This window comes from Halorussus sp. AFM4, assembly GCF_051194995.1.
Taxonomy (GTDB): domain Archaea; phylum Halobacteriota; class Halobacteria; order Halobacteriales; family Haladaptataceae; genus Halorussus.
On record NZ_JBNTJT010000005.1, the window covers coordinates 454,658 to 470,309 of the forward strand.

Genomic DNA, 15,652 nt, shown 5'->3' on the forward strand with positions numbered 1-15,652 from the left:
ACTTAGCGGGCTCGTTTCCGGAATTTCCAGAAGATGTTCTAACACGTCAGGTGGTTAGGTCCGGCCGCCGGTGTTCTACGCCCGAACGAGCAATTCTGCACCGAATCTAAGTCAGAAGATGCTGAACCTAACGGTTCCAATATTGAACCGAATTGAACCCTCCTCGGCTACTCTAATGCAAAAACAAGCATTCTCAGCTAGTTATTCAGTCCACAACTCGCCAATTCGTTCTTCGATTTCGTCGAGGACAAGTCGGAGAACATCGCGATGATCAGCTGGCCACGAGGCGTCTTCTCCGGGTGTTCGGGCAGTAGGTGGCGGATGGAAATGATCTCGCGTATTATGTGGATTTGGATGTCGATCCCAACGACACTCCCAAGCAATCTCTAGATGCACCTCTCGATAGTGGATTTTGAAGTCGTCGTTCGTGTACCAGCGAACACTCAGATTTGCCTCGTCGACAGTTTCTGGATAATACGATGAAGCGAGCGTGACGGCGAGCTCAAGATGCCCATTTGCATCAGTGATTGTCGCCTGTGAAACCTGAGCCGTTGCTTGGAGACGTGTCTGGAGAAATTCGAGAATCGGACGGTCGATAGGCGCGGGGCTACGACCATCCCCTGTAGGCGGTGCCATTATTGGGGGTTACCCGGAGGCCTGTTCGCCCTCGGCGCCGGCGCGTTGCTGGCGGGCGCGTTCGTAGCGCTCGCGTTCATCCCGAGCGGTGGCCCAATCACCGAGGTCACCGTACACGGCATCGATAGTTCGACCGTCGCTCGCCTCCGCAGCGGCGACAGCGTCGACGGCCGCCGGCGTGGGGGCGTCGTACGTGTCTTCGTATTCGTCGATCCGCGAAGTCAGTTCTCGGACGCGCTGCTGGAGCTCCTCAACGGAGTGTTCGGCCGCGAGCTGGTTGATTCGCCGCCACTCAAAGTAGGCGCCATTGCGCTCGTACGTAGCTGGGTGACCGTCGTGGCGTGTGACGATGCCGAGGTCGGTGAACCAATCTAAATACTTACGGGAAGTTTTTGGATCGCAGTCGGCCTGGTTGGCGATGGTACTCGCTGTTGTCGGGTCGCGAGTCTGGAGGATCGTCCCGTAGATGCGTTGTTCGACGTCATCACCGTGAAACGCATCGTCAAAGGAGGGAGGATCATCTGAAGGCTCTGTATCGGACATACTGGAACTTAGAGGGGCATGAATATAATTCTTGCTTCGGGGAATTATTTCCTGACTCGTCGATTGCCGATACGCACGGTCTATTCACCGCTGGCAACAACAGTTTGAAGCGTCGGTCTATCTCCAAACTCGGCAGCAGGTGAGTCGGTGTCGAGGTAGTCGGTCAGCGACGGCGTGCTACTCTCGAGCAGGCTTTCGACCAGCCGCTGGGCGAGATTCACGGGTACCGCGTTCCCGATTTGGCGCGTCGTATCGCGCTTGTTGCCGAGAATCTCGTAGTCGTCCGGGAAGCCCTGGGCCCGTTGGAGCTCGTGTGGCTACAGCATCCGGTAGCGGACGTCGATCCCCCACGGGAACTCCTCGGGAACGCAGAGCGCGTATCGGTCACGCGCCTCGACTGCACCGAGCGGGATGTCGCAGGGCGACACGTCGGAGTTGCCGTGGTAGTCGACCAGGAAGGGTGTCGCGACGCCTGCTGGACTCTTCGACGCCGGAATCGTCATCAGGGGACGGTCGACCCTGCGGGTTCGCGGTCGCTGGCCTTCGCGGCCGTTGTACATCGGGCAGAGGTATGGCGTCACGAGGTAGCCGTCGGTGTTCCGTGCGGTCACCGTGTGGAGTGGCCGGTCTTCAGGTCGATACAGCGAGTTGCTGTGGAGGCCACCCATCGCTCCGTTCCGAGGCATGATGAGCGGCCGCGGTTCGACCTTCGCGATGGAGCCCGCTGACGAGATCGTCGGCACCGGCTCGTCTTCAATCGAGGGGGGTTGCCCGCCCGATTGCTGGCGGAGGAGATACGGCGCCGCGAGCGCCGGCGCTGCACCTGCTGGTTGCTCCACGAGGAAGGGCTCGTCGAGGACTTCCGCCGCGGTCTCGGCGTACTCGAACGGGACGACCGACTGCCGGAGCTGCTTCACGTCTTCGCGACCGAGCTCGGCGAGTGCGTCTGCGAGTGGCTCCAGCCGGTCGCGGCAGTGACGGCGAACTCCCTCGGCGATTCGCTGCATCGTGGAGTTCTTCAGCGGACGCTTCCGAGCTTCGTGGAGGTCTCGCGTCCAGATCGACCCGCCAGGCTCGCTCCAGTCGATGATGTCGGCGGCGGTCCGCCACTCCTGGGTGTCTCCCTCGCCGTCTTCGGTGTGGGTCGGCTCCGGCCACTCCGGCCGGTTCTCACGACGTGCCAGAATGAACAGTCGCTCACGAGACGTGGCGTCGCCATAGTTCGCGGCGTTCAGTACCTTCCAGTCGATGCTGTAGCCCAGCGAGTGGAAGCTGTCGATCCACGCCTCGAATGTCTCGCCGTTCCGCGTCGGGGTTCCATCGCTTTCGATAGGACCCCAAGACGAGTTATGAGCGACAACGCCGTCCACGATAAAACTGTGATCGTCGGCGACAGTCAAGTCGTAGACTGTCGTTGACTCGCTAGCTGGTTCTGTGTCAACAACTCTGGTCCACCTATAATCACCCTCTTTGAAGGTCTGGTCATTGTCGTCGACAGAAAGATCCCAATCCCAAGTCACAGTGTACATCGTCTGGCGGTTCTCCTCATTTGGCTCAATGGGAGCCGGTAGACCGGCTGCCACGCCTAGTGATTCAAGAACGTGTTTAATACCAACCACCAGTTGCTTCGACGCAGTTTTCGCGCTCGCCCGCCCGTATGAGTCAACTGAACCGTCGGCCTGCTGGTAGCCCTCTACGAGGGCTTTGCGGTGGTCCTCCGAGAGAGCTAAGACCCACGAGGGAATCGTCTTTCCATCAGCGTACTCCCCAAAGTGTTCCTTTATCCAGTGGGCCAGACCCTTCGCCGTTGTTTCGTAGACGTACGTGTTAGTTCCTTTCCGAATCTGCTTGTTCCAGCTAAGGTAATCCACATCCTCTAACTGGCTCTGTAATTTGGGGTCCTGTCCGGCGATGCGAAGGCCGTGCGGCGGTTGGGGTCGATCCCGTTTGCGGAACCATCCATCGCCGAGCCATAACCCAATCATTCGCCCGAACGCCTCGTCAGTTTCTTTGATCCGGTCTGGGTTCTCAGGCACCTCCAGAGCGTCTGTATCGAAAGACTGCGGAGTACTCCAGTAGTGACCATCGTACAACTCTTGGTACTTCGTCTCGTGTTCAGGCACCAAATTGTCAGCGGGTACCCAGTCAGGGTCTCCGAATTTCTTCGTGTGGCGTCCCCGCTTGCCGCCCCAGCATTCTGCGTTAATTTCGCGGGCATAGAAGTGATGATCAGGCGTACACTCGACGAGCCGGTTCGAACGTCCGCTTACCTTGATCGTTCTATCCGTGCGCTCAGAGGTGTTGGTAACTTCCTTCCATCGTCCCTTGTGCGTCAACACCCTCGTCCCGACCTCGACATCCTGAATCGGGATAGGACCGTCTTCCGTCAGTACCATCGAGTCTGCGGCGAAACAGAACTCTTTCACGTTCTCGACAAGGACGTTCTCGGGGCGGAGCTTCTGAATCCAGGTCAGGAAGTCCCAGGCAGGCATCCGCTTCTGATCGTCGACTGGCTTACCCCCTCTCGCGGTCGACCAGTGGGTACACTCAATGCCGCCCGAGAGGATCTTGACGTCCGGGTCGCGCTCGTCGAAGACGTCGCGGGGGTTGATGGTCTGGATGTCGTCGTGAAAGTGGCGGGCCCACGGATGGTTCTCCTTGTGGGTCGCGATAGCCTGCTCCCAGTGGTTCACCCCGACGAGGTCGATGGAGTCCTCCAGGACGGCCTCGGTCGGCTGGTCGGTCTCGATGGCGATGCTCTTGAGCGCCTCGACCAGCCCCCAGCTGAGGCCGCCGGCGCCGCAGAACAGGTCGACCGCTCGGATTACGTCACGCGAGCGCTCTCTTCTCATGGCGAGACCTCCGACCAGACTGTCTGAAGGGTACGAATTGTAGTACTCATCTCTCCAGTTCGGAGGGAGAAGAAAAAGTCGCCGGACGGCTACGGCATAATCGGGAACCACGAAGTAATGGTCTGTGAGTCTGTCAACTTCCATCGACGGTGCGGTGGGAACCTTCCTGTATTTCCGTTGAGTACCTGTTACTCCATACTATCTACTGGTATTCAAAGAGTTGAGCGAAAATGATGCTTCAGCTCTCGTTTTCAGAAAATTCATAAGATGTCCCTGAAAGCAGCTATTAGCGGTAGGAACGGTTTCTGAGCCTATCGTTCCTACTGCACTCTCACTCGGCAGTATTCTAATCCTGTCATTTCAAAACATTGCAGCCCCAAACATAGACTATGAGCATCGTCCGGGACGATTAGCACAGCGACGGAGCCCCCACTATTGAGGGAACCGGAATCCGTGTCAAGGACATCGCAGCGGCTTACGAGCACAGTGGTTACGATCCAGACGAGATTATACAGCTCTACCCGGACCTTTCGCTCGCCGATGTCCACCGAGCGTTGGCGTACTACTACGACCACATCAACGACTTCCGGTCTGCTGAATCGGCATCGGCATGAGGCCACTGTACTGCGACGATAGTATCTGAATTCCTGTCGATGACGGTCTAGAACGCCGGGGATGGCAGGTCCGAACTGCGAGGGATGAAGGGACTCTCGGCGATGGAGACCGTGACCAGTTAGAGTATGCTCGTGAGAACGACTGGCTACTACTCACATTCGATGACGATTTTTTCTCGCTCGTCGAAGGTGAAGGACTGGAACACGCGGGCTTAATTTACGTGCAGCAAGATGGGCGGAAAATCGGCAATGTGGTAAAAGCCGTTGACGCCCATCTGGAGAACCGGGACGAGGACAACCGCGGCATTGACTACCTCTGAACCTGTTCAATTGAAACTGTCTGAACTGAAAGTCGGTCGCCTGATAAGTACAGGGTGACGATTGCCCACCAGACCGATTGTTGTTCCGGTAATGGGGAGGATATGGTGAATACGCAACTCGCGTTCAGCGTGCTTCAGTTGGTAGCACTCGCATTACCCGCGTTCGCCATACTCCTGCAGATGGTGGTCGAATCTGAAATCGCATACACACATTTGGCAGTTCCGATAACGACCGCCGGGATGGGACTGTTTCTGGTTGCCGGGGCGATCATTCTTGGTGAACTTCTCCTGACCACACCGTCGGCCATCGCCCAATTTGCATTGGGAATCATCCTTCTTGGGATTCTCACGATGCTCGTCGGGGCCTGCCTTATTGGCTACCAAACCGAGAAGAAACAACGCCGCATTCAGGTCGGTAATTGACAGTACTCGCTAACCTAGCAGTACGCACCACGCATTGAGCGAAAACGCGGGATTATTTGCATATTCATAAGTATATAAAGAAACAGTGATGCCAACTATTAATACAGAAACGGGTTCCCCAGTCACGATCTTCGTCAGCGTCCAAGACATCGTTCATCTCACCCACCATTGTCTCCATACCCATCTCATCAAACTGATCCCTCAAGTCGGTCGCGAGCGCTCGCCAAGCTACACCGTGAATCTTGTTCCACTCCGCAGGGACGAAGATGTCCGTAAACATATGCCCAAAATCATCATAGTGATGCTCGCCTGACATCCTCCTCCGGCTAAAGCCGGAGGAATCCCGAACGTTGGGATATTAGGGTTTGCAGACTCCCTGCTCTCTCGTTTTGAACGACCCGCTCTCACGGTCGAACAGGAAGACTCCGGGCTGTGCCAACCAGCCGTTACTCATATCCCCCGTCGGGGGACTCTGAGTCATCTTTCTGCGAATGTTCACCGCACCGTTCATGTCTGCGTTCATCGTCGTCTCGCACGACGAACAGACGTACAAACCGCGCTCCACACGGTTCGCATCTCGAATCTGCCCACAACACGAACACGTCTTGCTCGTGTTCTCCTCGTCTACGCGGTCAACGAGGATGCCGTGTTCCTCAGCCTTATATTCGAGGAGACGAGCGAATCGGTCGAACTCCCATCCGTGGAGTTTCTTGTTCCCCGACTGACCCCAGTTCCGCGAGCCGCCGTACCGAGGAGGGACCATCCGAACAACGTATGATGCTCCTTCCCCGCAGACGAGACAGTACCCTTTGGTTTTCTCCATTGCCTCTTCTCGCTTTTTGGACGTCACTTGTTGGATCTCGCTCTTTGGTGTGGGGCGATACCCGCGTGCCCGGATGTGTTGTTCTCGACTGATTGATGGGTACTCACTGCACTCTGGGCACCGCTTCCGCCCACCGTATCGCCACGACTTGCAGTTCGGCCACGAGGCTTTGTCCTCATCTCCTGCATCGAATTTTTCGGGAGTCAGTTCCACGCCGCGTTCACAGAAGTACGGTTCAGGCGGGATGCGAGTGAGGTCATGCGATTCGGCATTTGCGAGGACAAATACGAGATGCTTGGCCCGATTGTGATGGTGCGTTCTCTCCTCAAAATACGTCGTGACGTACATCAACCCCTTTTCCCCCACTCACTATAATAGTAGGTCGTAGCCTTCCTTTTCATTCAGAACTAGTACATTATTAAATATAAATACAGGGCAAAATACAGTACTTTCTACTTGTCCGTCAGCGTAGAGCCCTGAGACACACCTGGCTAGTGCATATGCGTTTTCTTCGGGTTGGTCGAGTCAATATCCGTAAACTCGAAGCGGGCCCCACCGTCTGCACTCTCTGAGACCATGTAGTTCCAACCATATGCCTCCGCGAGTTCAGCGACGAACATCAGTCCAAAGCCAATGCCGCCTGTAGTGTATCCTGCATCGAAGATCCGGTCACGATCTTCTTCAGGGATGCCGGGGCCGGTATCTTCCACGTAGAATCCGGACGGGAGGTCCCCGATCCGAATGGTCACACTTCCATCGGCATGTTCGACTGCGTTCGTGAACAAGTTCTCGAGTAGATGCTGGAGGTGGACCGGGTCTACTAGGAGTGTCTGGTCGGTTTCGACGACGAGATCAGCGGTTGGAACCTCAAGGTCGGCCCACGTGTCCTCAGCAACCGACGCTAGTGTCACTTCCTCCCGGTCGATATCTGCATCCTCCCCACGAGCGATGACGAGAATGACCTCGACCATCTCTTCGATACGTGTAAGCGCTGTATCAACCTCCTCAACAGCAGTTTGGTCGCCTTCGCTTACTTGGCGGAGATAGATTTTGGCAGTTGATAATGGATTCCGGAGTTCGTGAGCGAGGAGACTTGCAAAGTTCTCCAGGCGGGCATTCTGGCGCTGGAGTTTCTGGCTCTGCTGGTGCAATTGTTGTTGCTGTTGCTGGAGTTGCTGGCGCTGATTGCGGAGTTGCGCCGCTCGTGTGATACCCCGAGCATCGTATACCCCAATGAGGAACCCACTGGCGGTGCCGAGTGACGTCGAGAGCGTCAACGCCCAGCGTGGATAGCGAAAGATGACTCCCGGTTCTAATCGCAGTAGTTCGACGAGGACAAGTGTCACACCGAATCCGCCGAGACACCAGAGACTAATCCGTGAGTATGTCTTTGGGTGGATATCTGTTTGTGGCAGTCGGTAGCCACCATAAAGGAGGACGAACCCAGGGCCGCCGACGAACAAGAAATCAATGATCCCTGTCAGGAGCGCCTCACTGCTGGTGACGACGTAGAATGCGCGTCCGATGGCTGCGAGAATGTAGATGGTTCCGAAAAGATAGAACATCCGAGTACTGCTTACGAGGCTCTGATGATCCCATCCCGGTCCCATTACCACCAGTGTATGGTGGCAGGTATTTAACGAGTGTGATGACGAGAGTTCAGTGCGCCAGAATTCCAGAAGACGAGTAACGGTTGGGGATAGTTGGAACTACACTCGAACGTGTCTGAAACGATTAGAGTATGTACTGACTCATACAAAGCGTGTACTGCATTCCTGGCCACCACCTATTCGATAGCGACTACCTTATGCTGGTACCAGCCAGCGTATGCCAGCATCAATCGAATCCACACTGCTGGACGTCCTCATCTTATTCGGAATCGCCACTGGGGCACGCATCCTTGCGGCCCACATTGTCGAAGTCTCCTACACAGTCATCCTCGTCCTCATCGGGGTTGCTGTATCGGTGTCTGGGTTCACGCTCCAGATTCCGATCACCCACGACGTCATCCTGCTCGTCCTATTGCCCACGCTGCTCTTTCAGGAGACGCTCGAAGTTAGCCTTACTGAGTTGGAGACCCATTGGCCGTGGATTCTCACGCTCGTTGTCATCGTTCTCCCACTCTCGGTGGTCGTTGTTGGCTGGTTCGTTTCGACCGTCCTCCCCGTCCCGCTCATGATTGGACTCCTGTTCGGCGCGATTATCTTTCCAACCGACCCGGTATCCGCTATATCACTCTTTGAGGAACTTAATGCCCCAGACCAGCTGGAGGCCATCATCGAGGGTGAGACCCTCCTGAACGATGCCTCAGCCATCGTCCTGTTCTCGACACTGTCGATCGTCGTCGGAATGACACCGTCACAACCGTCGCTTCTCCCAATTCTCGTCAGGAAGTTCGTCGTTCTTGCTGGCGGGGGCATTCTTGTCGGCCTTGTTACTGGGGGCGTGATGCGATACGTAGTACCTTATATCTCCGAACGCATGGCAACATTTCTGTTGACGGTCGTCCTTGCATATGGAAGCTTTTTGCTCGCTCACCAACTCGGCGGTAGCGGGATTCTAGCGACCGTCACTGCGGGCCTCCTCCAACGCGAATTGACTGGCGAGTACGGCCTTATTATCGGGGAGGACGACGGCGACCCGGAATTTCTACTTGAAGCGTGGAGTACGGTCGCGTTCGTGGTTAACACCACCCTCTATATTCTGATTGGGACGAAAGTTCGGGTGGCGCAGTGGGTTGACCACGCATTCTTCATCGTGGTCGCGTTTGGACTCGTCCTCGCCGCTCGTGCAATGATCCTCTATCCAGTCATCACAGTCGGTAACTGGGTGTTCGACGACACGATTCCGCTGCACTACCAACACGTTATCGTGTGGGGGAGTCTGCACACCATCCTCCCCATTGCATTGGTGTTGAGCGTGCAACCGAGTATTCGGTTTTACGACTTGCTTCGGACGGTGGTGTTCGGCATCGCCATTCTCAGTACGGTTGTCCAAGGTCAGTCAACACCGTACGTGTTGCGTGTAACCGGGACGACAAAGCCAACGGCAGAGCAGTCACCAGAAACGTGACACCGTACAGTAGGCAATTTGGACAATGGGTAACGCGCACCTCGGGTTGAGCATTGCAGAACGTACATTAAGCAATAGAGAGTGACGATTGCCCACCAGACCGATTGTTGTTCTGGCGATAAAGGGGATATGGTAGACGTGCAACTCGCGTTCAGCGTACTTTCGTTGGTGGCGTTCTCACTATCCGGGTTTGCCATTCTCCTGCAGGTCGGGTCGAATCCGACATCGCAGACAATATACACGGGAATCTGAATTGAAAGTAGTAACACCATCGGAGGGAAACGCGGCTACTACTCTCGTGACAACTCTCAACCCACTGTTGCACTTGACGAACGAAGACCAGTTATCCGGCGGCGCTTCGTGGACTGCGGTCGCAGTAATTTAACTCGGGTCGTCCGCCACCGTACCTCTCTGTACGTCTACTCCTTGACCCATCCTGCGACCGATACCCGTGGGGTTGTCGTTCCTGGCGGACAAACAAGTGTGCCTGTCACCGTCGAATCCGCAGGCACCATCGAGAACGACACCTCCGCTGGCGGTGTCGTACACGCTGATTCGACCGTCGCCCGCGCCAACCCCCTATCGTACGGATTGCGTAATTCAACCGTTACCGCCACCGCACCATCTGGGAGTGTCTGGGTCCCGACGACCGTTGCCTCAGGCTCAGATGGCGGCTCGGGTCCCATCACGAGATGCCAGCCCACGTACGCCACAACAAGTATGGTAAATACAGCACTCGCACCCGCGAGGACAATCCCGGCAACCCCTGTCCCCCCGCCGTCCTCTGACCCACCGTGGTCACCCGTTTGTTGTCCCTCCTCGTGACCACCATCTGAACGGGTCCGCATGGATTATGCCTCCACCCAACTACTGACTGAAACGGTTGGATTGGTCGTGTTCGCCGGACAAAGTAACGTTCCGGTCCACGTCGAATCCTCCGGCAGATTTGAAAACATGGTTGTGGCTGGAGGTGACGTACAATTTGACGACACTGTCGCTGTGATGAGACCTGTGTCTTCGGGGACGTGCAGTTTGACGGTCACGGCAACACGGCCGTCGGAGAGCTGGTCTGTCTCGACCACGGTCGCTCGTGGTGGCGTTGCTGGTTGCACCGTCATCAGTTGCCACCCGAGGTACACGAGTACTAGCATCGTGAGGACCCCGCCAGCGACCATCAAGACTTTCTGGACCAGTCCGGGCGATTGATCTGCGGCGGGCGTGTCCCCTTTCGTCTTCGACGTGTCCCCACCGGATGAATCCGAGGACGGAGACGAGTCAGAATCGCTCATTATTAGAGGACCACCTGTGCGCCAGCCCCGCTCACTGCGCCTGGGAATGACAGTACGATTGTCTCCTGTATCATGAGCGCGACCGTCGCTTCAACAAAATGGCCGTAGCTCCAGAGAAGCAACCACGCAATCACGAGGCTGACTCCGTACACGAGGAACACAGCTCCAACTTCGTACCACCGATTCGCATAGACGCGGCCACCCTGACCTTTGAATCCCAATTCGTAGAGAGCGAGGTAGACGACAACAAGCGTGGCGAGAACCAGTATCGCCTCTCGCGTCCACGTCAGGTGTGCGGCAATCAGTTCCATCTCTGCCGTCGGTGAGACTGTCGCTGCGAGGAAGATCGCTCCAAGCGAGAAAATCGCGATGTTTTTGGGGAACTGCACCTCTTTCTCGCCAGATTTGTCGGCTTCGGTGAAGAGGCGATTCGCGAGTGCAGCACCAAAGCCGAACGGGACGACTTCGAGCATCGCAAGTCGTACCACAACGAGCGGTGAATCGCCCCATTCGATGATCCCGAGGAGGAACAGGAGACCGATGGAGGCGACAAACCCCTGCGCGACCAGTTCCATGTACTCGATTGCAAGATCAGGGCCGGGAATTGTCGACCAGTGTTGATGCTCTTCTTTGAAGCCGATGTTTCGAGCGATGAGGAGGACAACGAGCAAGCCCCCGAGAAGGTAGATGAGGAGGTGATGAAGTGGAAGTGTCCAGCCGAGCCACCACGTCTCCATGGTGTAGAAGAACGTGAGTGCAATCACGAGGAACCCGGCAATGACTCCTCGTCCCCAATCACGCAACGCGTGAACGAGACCGGTAGAGTTCATAGAAGCCAATTAATGGCCTGTTGGGGCAAACTCGTTTGGGCCACGAAGACTGACTGACTGACTGCCTGAGACGGATACGCAATACGTGGAGACTGGACCGTTACTGCGCCAAATATTCTTTCCAACGGGGAATCCGATGGCTGTACCTCCGTTCGACCACCGTATCGGAGTCCTTTTTCCCTTCTTCTCCGTACGCCTCTCTGATGGGTGTCACTCAGATCGTTACCGAGGGATACCGGGGTACGTTTCCGACGATCCTCGTGAGTGCGGCTGGCGGCCTCCTCGCTGGCGTGATCCTCGGTGGCATGGACGCCCAACTCAAAGCAGTGCAGGGTCTCTTGGTCATGGTCCCTGCCTTCCTCGCCATCCGGGGCAGTGTGTATGGCTCACTCGGGTCACGACTCTCGAGCGCCCTTCATCAAGGGATTCTCGAACCCCGGATCGCCCGTGACAACCGGCTTGTTGCCGCCGTGAGTGCAGCCGTCCTAAATGGGCTCCTTGCGACATTGTTTGCTGCCACTGCCGCGTACACCATCCTCACCGTGCTCGGGCAACCGGTCGCGTCGTTGGTCACGCTGCTCGCAATCGGGCTTATAGCCGGACTCCTTTCAGCGGTCGCCCTGACGAGTGTGATCCTCGTCGTCGTGTTTACCGGCTACCAGCGTGGGTTTAATCCCGATAATCTCATCGGACCTGCACTCACGACCGCTGGTGATATTTTTGGGATGCTTTCGCTGTATCTTGCGACCGAACTCGTCTTGGTGGTTAGATGACCGTCTGATTCGTTCAGACAGGCACGAGCAGTTGTGTAACGATGAACAACACTAACACGCCAAGGACGTCACAGACATTGGTCACGACCGGGATGACGATATCGTCCGGGTCAAGCTGCATCTGGTACGCGACGTACGTCGCGACGAACGTGACGATAATAGCAAGGACAGCAAGGAGAACCCCACTGATAGTGGCGATGGTGATAACGGTCACTGGACTCAGTGTTGTCTGGCCGAGTATCCCCGTCAGAAGCCAGCCACCAGCACCAACGAGCGGAAAGACACTGACCGCGAGGACGAGTGTGAGAAGACTGTTCCCACGGAGGTGGTCATCGTATACATTGAGCGATAATGTCCCAAGGTGAAACGCGGTCGACGTGCGGGCGGCGAGGATACTGCCGAGATTGCCAGCGGTGCCGATCATCACTGGGACTAGGACGAGCAACGAGGGATACTGCAAGAGGGCGGCCTCGAACTGCGCAAGGACGAGACCACTGCCAACGATTTCGAGTAGTGAGAGCGCGAGAAGGAGGGGGAGCAGAGCGCGAGTGATGCCACAGATGCTCCACGAGGTCATTACGTGTGCTGACAATCAGTGTCGAGCCAAATAATCTGTCCGATATCGCGAACTCACTCTGCCTATTTGATTACGTCCTTGCTGTCACATCACTGCTGTCGTCGGTATACTCTGGATTGATGATGGCGTTGTCTTCACGATGCATTTCGTATCGCACAAGGCTGGTTTGCACAGTTACGGCGGTTCTCACGCTGGTAACGCACTGTATATCCGTCGGAATACACCGCTGGCTGTGGCTGGGTTTGTGGTTCCGGTTGATGAGTCTTGGTTATCGTGAGTCTGAGTCGAGGGTAGTTTCAAACCAGAGGCTTCCTGCAACGACGAGGAAGACGACTGCGGCCCAGAATTGAATAACCAGCGTATCCCATGCCCTTAGTGCTGTAAGCGTGAATATCCACGCACCTACAATAGACAGTACCATGATGGCCGCTCCTGCGGTATCCGGCATACAGAGGGTTCTCTTTCTGCTTCTCATTGAACATGACGATATGTAGTGGATGAGTCAAGATTTGACAGACAATACGCCAATTTACAAGTAGTTATCTAGCCTTGTTGACTCTCTCGGATGGTCAATTTGCACTCCATACTTATCAATTCCTCTGGGACAGTTCCGAGTTATTCTACAAGATTGTCTACTCTACTTGGTCGCGGCGGATGGTGAGCAGACTCGCCGCAACACGGCCGGGCTTGTCCTCGCCGTGTTCTTCGTTCCACATCGAGTTCTTCGATATCACCAGCATATTCGGCGCGGGATGACAGGGTGCCGGATCGCCTTTCCGGAACCCAGCATCGCGCGCTGGCGGCAGTGGAACCTGATAGCCATGCCCTGCTGTCTGGATCGTCGCGTCTATTGCTTGCCGGGCGGTCTTCGTATCACCGGCAGCCGCTTTCAGCAGCTCGACGATGTGAGCTTCGTCCATCCTCTCGCGGTCGACGACCATCAGGAGCCCCTCAAACGAGTACACCCGGACGTCCGCCCGACGAGTGGTTTCCCCCTCGCTGTTTTCCTCGACGAGCCCGGCTTTCCGCGCAGGTTCTGTCACTTGGAGGGCGAGCCCTTCGCTGGGCCTTTTTACAGTGTTCACCATAACGTTAGCGTCTCACTCTAACCACAAGATTGTTTCTGTCGAGAGGGTCTTGCCACACCGGGGCAGCGAGGGAGTCAGGCAGTCGCGTCGGTCTCGTGGCCGGCGTCCGCGTCCGGCTCTGTGGCCGCCTCCGCGTCACCAGCAGCGCCGACGCCGTCCTCGATCGCTTCCAGTGCTTCGATCGCTGCCTCGCGGTACTCGCTGAGGTCGCTTCCATGGTGCTCTTCGGCCATTGATGCGTACTTCGACTCGTTGTCCTCGAACGCCGAGATTCGGCTGAACGTCTCCGACGCCGTCTCGACCACCCAGCGGTCTCGCATCCCTGCGTCGACGACGCTAATTGACTCCGGGCGGAGCGAGACGTTGATGTCGCCGTCGTCCTTCTCGTACGTCCTCGTCTTCCCGACAACTGCGACGTACGCCGGCGGCTCGAGCGTTCGCAGTGTAGCCGCTGCATCGGCCTGATACTGCCCCGCGTACACGAAGAACGTGTCGCCAGCCGGGTCGACCACTCGACCCTGCCAGTACTCACTTCCATCGCCGACGTCCTCGGTCTCGGTCAGCGTTCCGACGACGAACACACGGTTCGCCCGTTCGCCCGTCGGAAGCAGCAGGAAGTTCGGTGCTCGCTCGTCGTCCGACTCCGTGAACGTGTGACTGCTGTCGTTGAGCTCGCCGGCGAACACGCGCCGGGAAACCGTGCGACTCGGCCGTCCGCTATTGTTGTCAGTCATAGGGACCTCCCTTTGATGAGAACCGATTCATGGTCGTTCTGCGCCGGACCCGCCTGCTGGTCGAACTCGTCGACGAGAAGGTATCGACCCATCTCCGGGCCCGTCACCTCGAAGTACCGCCCGAGAAGCTTCTCGCGGAGCCGCTGGGCTACGACCGTCGTGTCGAGCTTGTCCATCGCGAGTTCGATCGCTTCCTCCTTCGACATGCCACCCACCGCCTCGGTCGCTTCGTCGTTGAAGATGACCTTCTGCGTGATCTGGCCATTGTCGAGGACAGCCTTGATTCGGAGGTCGAACTCGCCGTCGACCTCGCCGTGCTCCGAACACCGGTTGTTCTCCAGAACTCGCGTGCAGTCCTCTTCGGGACACCGCTTGATGAGGCCGCTGCCGCTCTGGATGTCGACCAGCGCTCCCTCGAACACGCTTCCACCGTCGCCGACGTCGATCTCGGCGTCCTCGCAGTGGGTGATATCGGTCGCACTGTTGAGCTTCACCGAGTAGTTGCCCTGGTACTCGTCGGTCACGACGGACTCCAGCTGGTAGCCCTCGCCTTCCTCGAGGTCCGGCAGGTCGGACGTCTCCCAGGAGACGAACTTGAGCGTGCCCGACTCGTCACCGAGCAGGCCGACCTGGCTGATACTGTCGCTGCGGGGCTCCCAGAGGTCGATGACCTCTGCGACGACGTCCACCCACTCCTCGTCCGTGTCGATGCTCGCGAGCTCGACCGGGTCGACGTCGCCCTGGTAGAAGGACTCGCTCTCGACGCCGGCGGCCTTCAGTTCTCGGTTGATGACGCTCCGGGCGGCCTCGTCGACCGGAACCCGGTACTCGACCGTGAGCTTCTCGAGGGCTACTTCGATACCGTCGACTTCGGCGTCGATATCTGCTTGGTCAGCGAGCTTCTGCTGGACTTCTTCGGCCTTGCTTGTCAAATCAGGCATGTTGTTGAACCTCCGGGAATGACCCCTTCACCTCCGAAGGGGGAAATAAACAACCAGCAGCGATTAACAACTTTGAATTTGTTTAGAATTTATCGCGGGGTTGACCGTCGAAGGGGGTGGAGTCGAGGGGCGGCGGG

The 15,652-nt window shown here is 56.9% G+C and carries 14 protein-coding genes and 2 pseudogenes; 5 read left to right on the top strand and 11 right to left on the bottom strand.

Annotated features, from left to right (window positions below):
• Nucleotides 1-201: 201 nt before the first annotated feature.
• From ACQUQF_RS22290 to ACQUQF_RS22305, 4 genes and pseudogenes are all read right to left on the bottom strand, one after another.
• Nucleotides 202-636 carry a hypothetical protein gene (locus tag ACQUQF_RS22290; RefSeq protein ID WP_435181441.1) on the bottom strand — a complete coding sequence of 145 codons (435 nt, stop codon included), beginning with the start codon at nt 634-636 and terminating at the stop codon, nt 202-204.
• A gap of 9 nt (nt 637-645) precedes the next feature.
• Nucleotides 646-1,179: a DUF7342 family protein gene (locus ACQUQF_RS22295; protein ID WP_435181442.1), complete on the bottom strand. Its 534-nt coding sequence runs from the start codon at nt 1,177-1,179 to the stop codon at nt 646-648.
• An 80-nt stretch (nt 1,180-1,259) separates the two neighbouring features.
• A pseudogene (locus tag ACQUQF_RS22300) lies at nt 1,260-1,484 on the bottom strand (DNA cytosine methyltransferase); the annotation flags it as partial.
• A 12-nt stretch (nt 1,485-1,496) separates the two neighbouring features.
• Nucleotides 1,497-4,031, bottom strand: a complete 2,535-nt coding sequence (locus ACQUQF_RS22305; RefSeq protein WP_435181443.1) for a DNA cytosine methyltransferase — start codon at nt 4,029-4,031, stop codon at nt 1,497-1,499.
• A gap of 434 nt (nt 4,032-4,465) precedes the next feature.
• Between ACQUQF_RS22305 and ACQUQF_RS22310 the strand changes: the two genes are divergently transcribed.
• From ACQUQF_RS22310 to ACQUQF_RS22320, 3 genes are all read left to right on the top strand, one after another.
• On the top strand, nt 4,466-4,645 hold the full coding sequence (locus ACQUQF_RS22310) for a DUF433 domain-containing protein (RefSeq protein WP_435181515.1): 180 nt from the start codon (nt 4,466-4,468) through the stop codon (nt 4,643-4,645).
• A 29-nt stretch (nt 4,646-4,674) separates the two neighbouring features.
• On the top strand, nt 4,675-4,965 hold the full coding sequence (locus tag ACQUQF_RS22315; RefSeq protein WP_435181516.1) for a DUF5615 family PIN-like protein: 291 nt from the start codon (nt 4,675-4,677) through the stop codon (nt 4,963-4,965).
• A 102-nt stretch (nt 4,966-5,067) separates the two neighbouring features.
• Nucleotides 5,068-5,388 (top strand): hypothetical protein, encoded by a 321-nt coding sequence (locus ACQUQF_RS22320; RefSeq protein WP_435181444.1) that lies wholly within the window; start codon nt 5,068-5,070, stop codon nt 5,386-5,388.
• Between the two features lie 358 nt (nt 5,389-5,746).
• Here the strand turns inward: ACQUQF_RS22320 and ACQUQF_RS22325 are convergent.
• Nucleotides 5,747-6,133 (bottom strand): annotated as a pseudogene (locus ACQUQF_RS22325) (zinc ribbon domain-containing protein); the annotation flags it as partial.
• A gap of 569 nt (nt 6,134-6,702) precedes the next feature.
• Nucleotides 6,703-7,821: a copper transporter gene (locus ACQUQF_RS22330; protein ID WP_435181445.1), complete on the bottom strand. Its 1,119-nt coding sequence runs from the start codon at nt 7,819-7,821 to the stop codon at nt 6,703-6,705.
• Between the two features lie 217 nt (nt 7,822-8,038).
• Between ACQUQF_RS22330 and ACQUQF_RS22335 the strand changes: the two genes are divergently transcribed.
• Complete coding sequence (locus ACQUQF_RS22335; protein WP_435181446.1) at nt 8,039-9,283, top strand: cation:proton antiporter; 1,245 nt, start codon at nt 8,039-8,041, stop codon at nt 9,281-9,283.
• A gap of 1,291 nt (nt 9,284-10,574) precedes the next feature.
• Here the strand turns inward: ACQUQF_RS22335 and ACQUQF_RS22340 are convergent.
• Entirely contained in the window at nt 10,575-11,402 is an 828-nt protein-coding gene (locus ACQUQF_RS22340; protein WP_435181447.1) for a DUF2391 family protein, read from the bottom strand.
• 203 nt (nt 11,403-11,605) lie between these two features.
• On the opposite strand from ACQUQF_RS22340, the gene ACQUQF_RS22345 reads away from it, so the two are divergent.
• Complete coding sequence (locus ACQUQF_RS22345; RefSeq protein ID WP_435181448.1) at nt 11,606-12,175, top strand: magnesium transporter; 570 nt, start codon at nt 11,606-11,608, stop codon at nt 12,173-12,175.
• A gap of 13 nt (nt 12,176-12,188) precedes the next feature.
• On the opposite strand, the gene ACQUQF_RS22350 is transcribed toward ACQUQF_RS22345, so the two are convergent.
• From ACQUQF_RS22350 to ACQUQF_RS22365, 4 genes are all read right to left on the bottom strand, one after another.
• On the bottom strand, nt 12,189-12,752 hold the full coding sequence (locus ACQUQF_RS22350; RefSeq protein WP_435181450.1) for a magnesium transporter: 564 nt from the start codon (nt 12,750-12,752) through the stop codon (nt 12,189-12,191).
• 632 nt (nt 12,753-13,384) lie between these two features.
• The gene (locus ACQUQF_RS22355) at nt 13,385-13,840 is read right to left on the bottom strand and encodes a hypothetical protein (protein WP_435181452.1); all 456 of its coding nucleotides are present in this window, start codon (nt 13,838-13,840) and stop codon (nt 13,385-13,387) included.
• A gap of 74 nt (nt 13,841-13,914) precedes the next feature.
• Nucleotides 13,915-14,574 carry an RPA family protein gene (locus ACQUQF_RS22360; RefSeq protein WP_435181454.1) on the bottom strand — a complete coding sequence of 220 codons (660 nt, stop codon included), beginning with the start codon at nt 14,572-14,574 and terminating at the stop codon, nt 13,915-13,917.
• Complete coding sequence (locus tag ACQUQF_RS22365; protein WP_435181455.1) at nt 14,571-15,515, bottom strand: replication factor A; 945 nt, start codon at nt 15,513-15,515, stop codon at nt 14,571-14,573. Before ACQUQF_RS22365 ends, ACQUQF_RS22360 begins: the two co-directional genes overlap by 4 nt.
• Between the last annotated feature and the right edge of the window lie 137 nt (nt 15,516-15,652).

What these genes read in the sequence shown, in the direction of transcription:
- ACQUQF_RS22350 (WP_435181450.1), bottom strand. Translation starts at nt 12,752, where the DNA reads ATGACCTCGTGGAGCATCTGTGGCATCACTCGCGCTCTGCTCCCCCTC.
- ACQUQF_RS22365 (WP_435181455.1), bottom strand. Translation starts at nt 15,515, where the DNA reads ATGCCTGATTTGACAAGCAAGGCCGAAGAAGTCCAGCAGAAGCTCGCT.
- ACQUQF_RS22340 (WP_435181447.1), bottom strand. Translation starts at nt 11,402, where the DNA reads ATGAACTCTACCGGTCTCGTTCACGCGTTGCGTGATTGGGGACGAGGA.
- ACQUQF_RS22305 (WP_435181443.1), bottom strand. Translation starts at nt 4,031, where the DNA reads ATGAGAAGAGAGCGCTCGCGTGACGTAATCCGAGCGGTCGACCTGTTC.
- ACQUQF_RS22360 (WP_435181454.1), bottom strand. Translation starts at nt 14,574, where the DNA reads ATGACTGACAACAATAGCGGACGGCCGAGTCGCACGGTTTCCCGGCGC.
- ACQUQF_RS22330 (WP_435181445.1), bottom strand. Translation starts at nt 7,821, where the DNA reads ATGGGACCGGGATGGGATCATCAGAGCCTCGTAAGCAGTACTCGGATG.
- ACQUQF_RS22295 (WP_435181442.1), bottom strand. Translation starts at nt 1,179, where the DNA reads ATGTCCGATACAGAGCCTTCAGATGATCCTCCCTCCTTTGACGATGCG.
- ACQUQF_RS22290 (WP_435181441.1), bottom strand. Translation starts at nt 636, where the DNA reads ATGGCACCGCCTACAGGGGATGGTCGTAGCCCCGCGCCTATCGACCGT.
- ACQUQF_RS22355 (WP_435181452.1), bottom strand. Translation starts at nt 13,840, where the DNA reads ATGGTGAACACTGTAAAAAGGCCCAGCGAAGGGCTCGCCCTCCAAGTG.
- ACQUQF_RS22320 (WP_435181444.1), top strand. Translation starts at nt 5,068, where the DNA reads ATGGTGAATACGCAACTCGCGTTCAGCGTGCTTCAGTTGGTAGCACTC.
- ACQUQF_RS22335 (WP_435181446.1), top strand. Translation starts at nt 8,039, where the DNA reads ATGCCAGCATCAATCGAATCCACACTGCTGGACGTCCTCATCTTATTC.
- ACQUQF_RS22345 (WP_435181448.1), top strand. Translation starts at nt 11,606, where the DNA reads ATGGGTGTCACTCAGATCGTTACCGAGGGATACCGGGGTACGTTTCCG.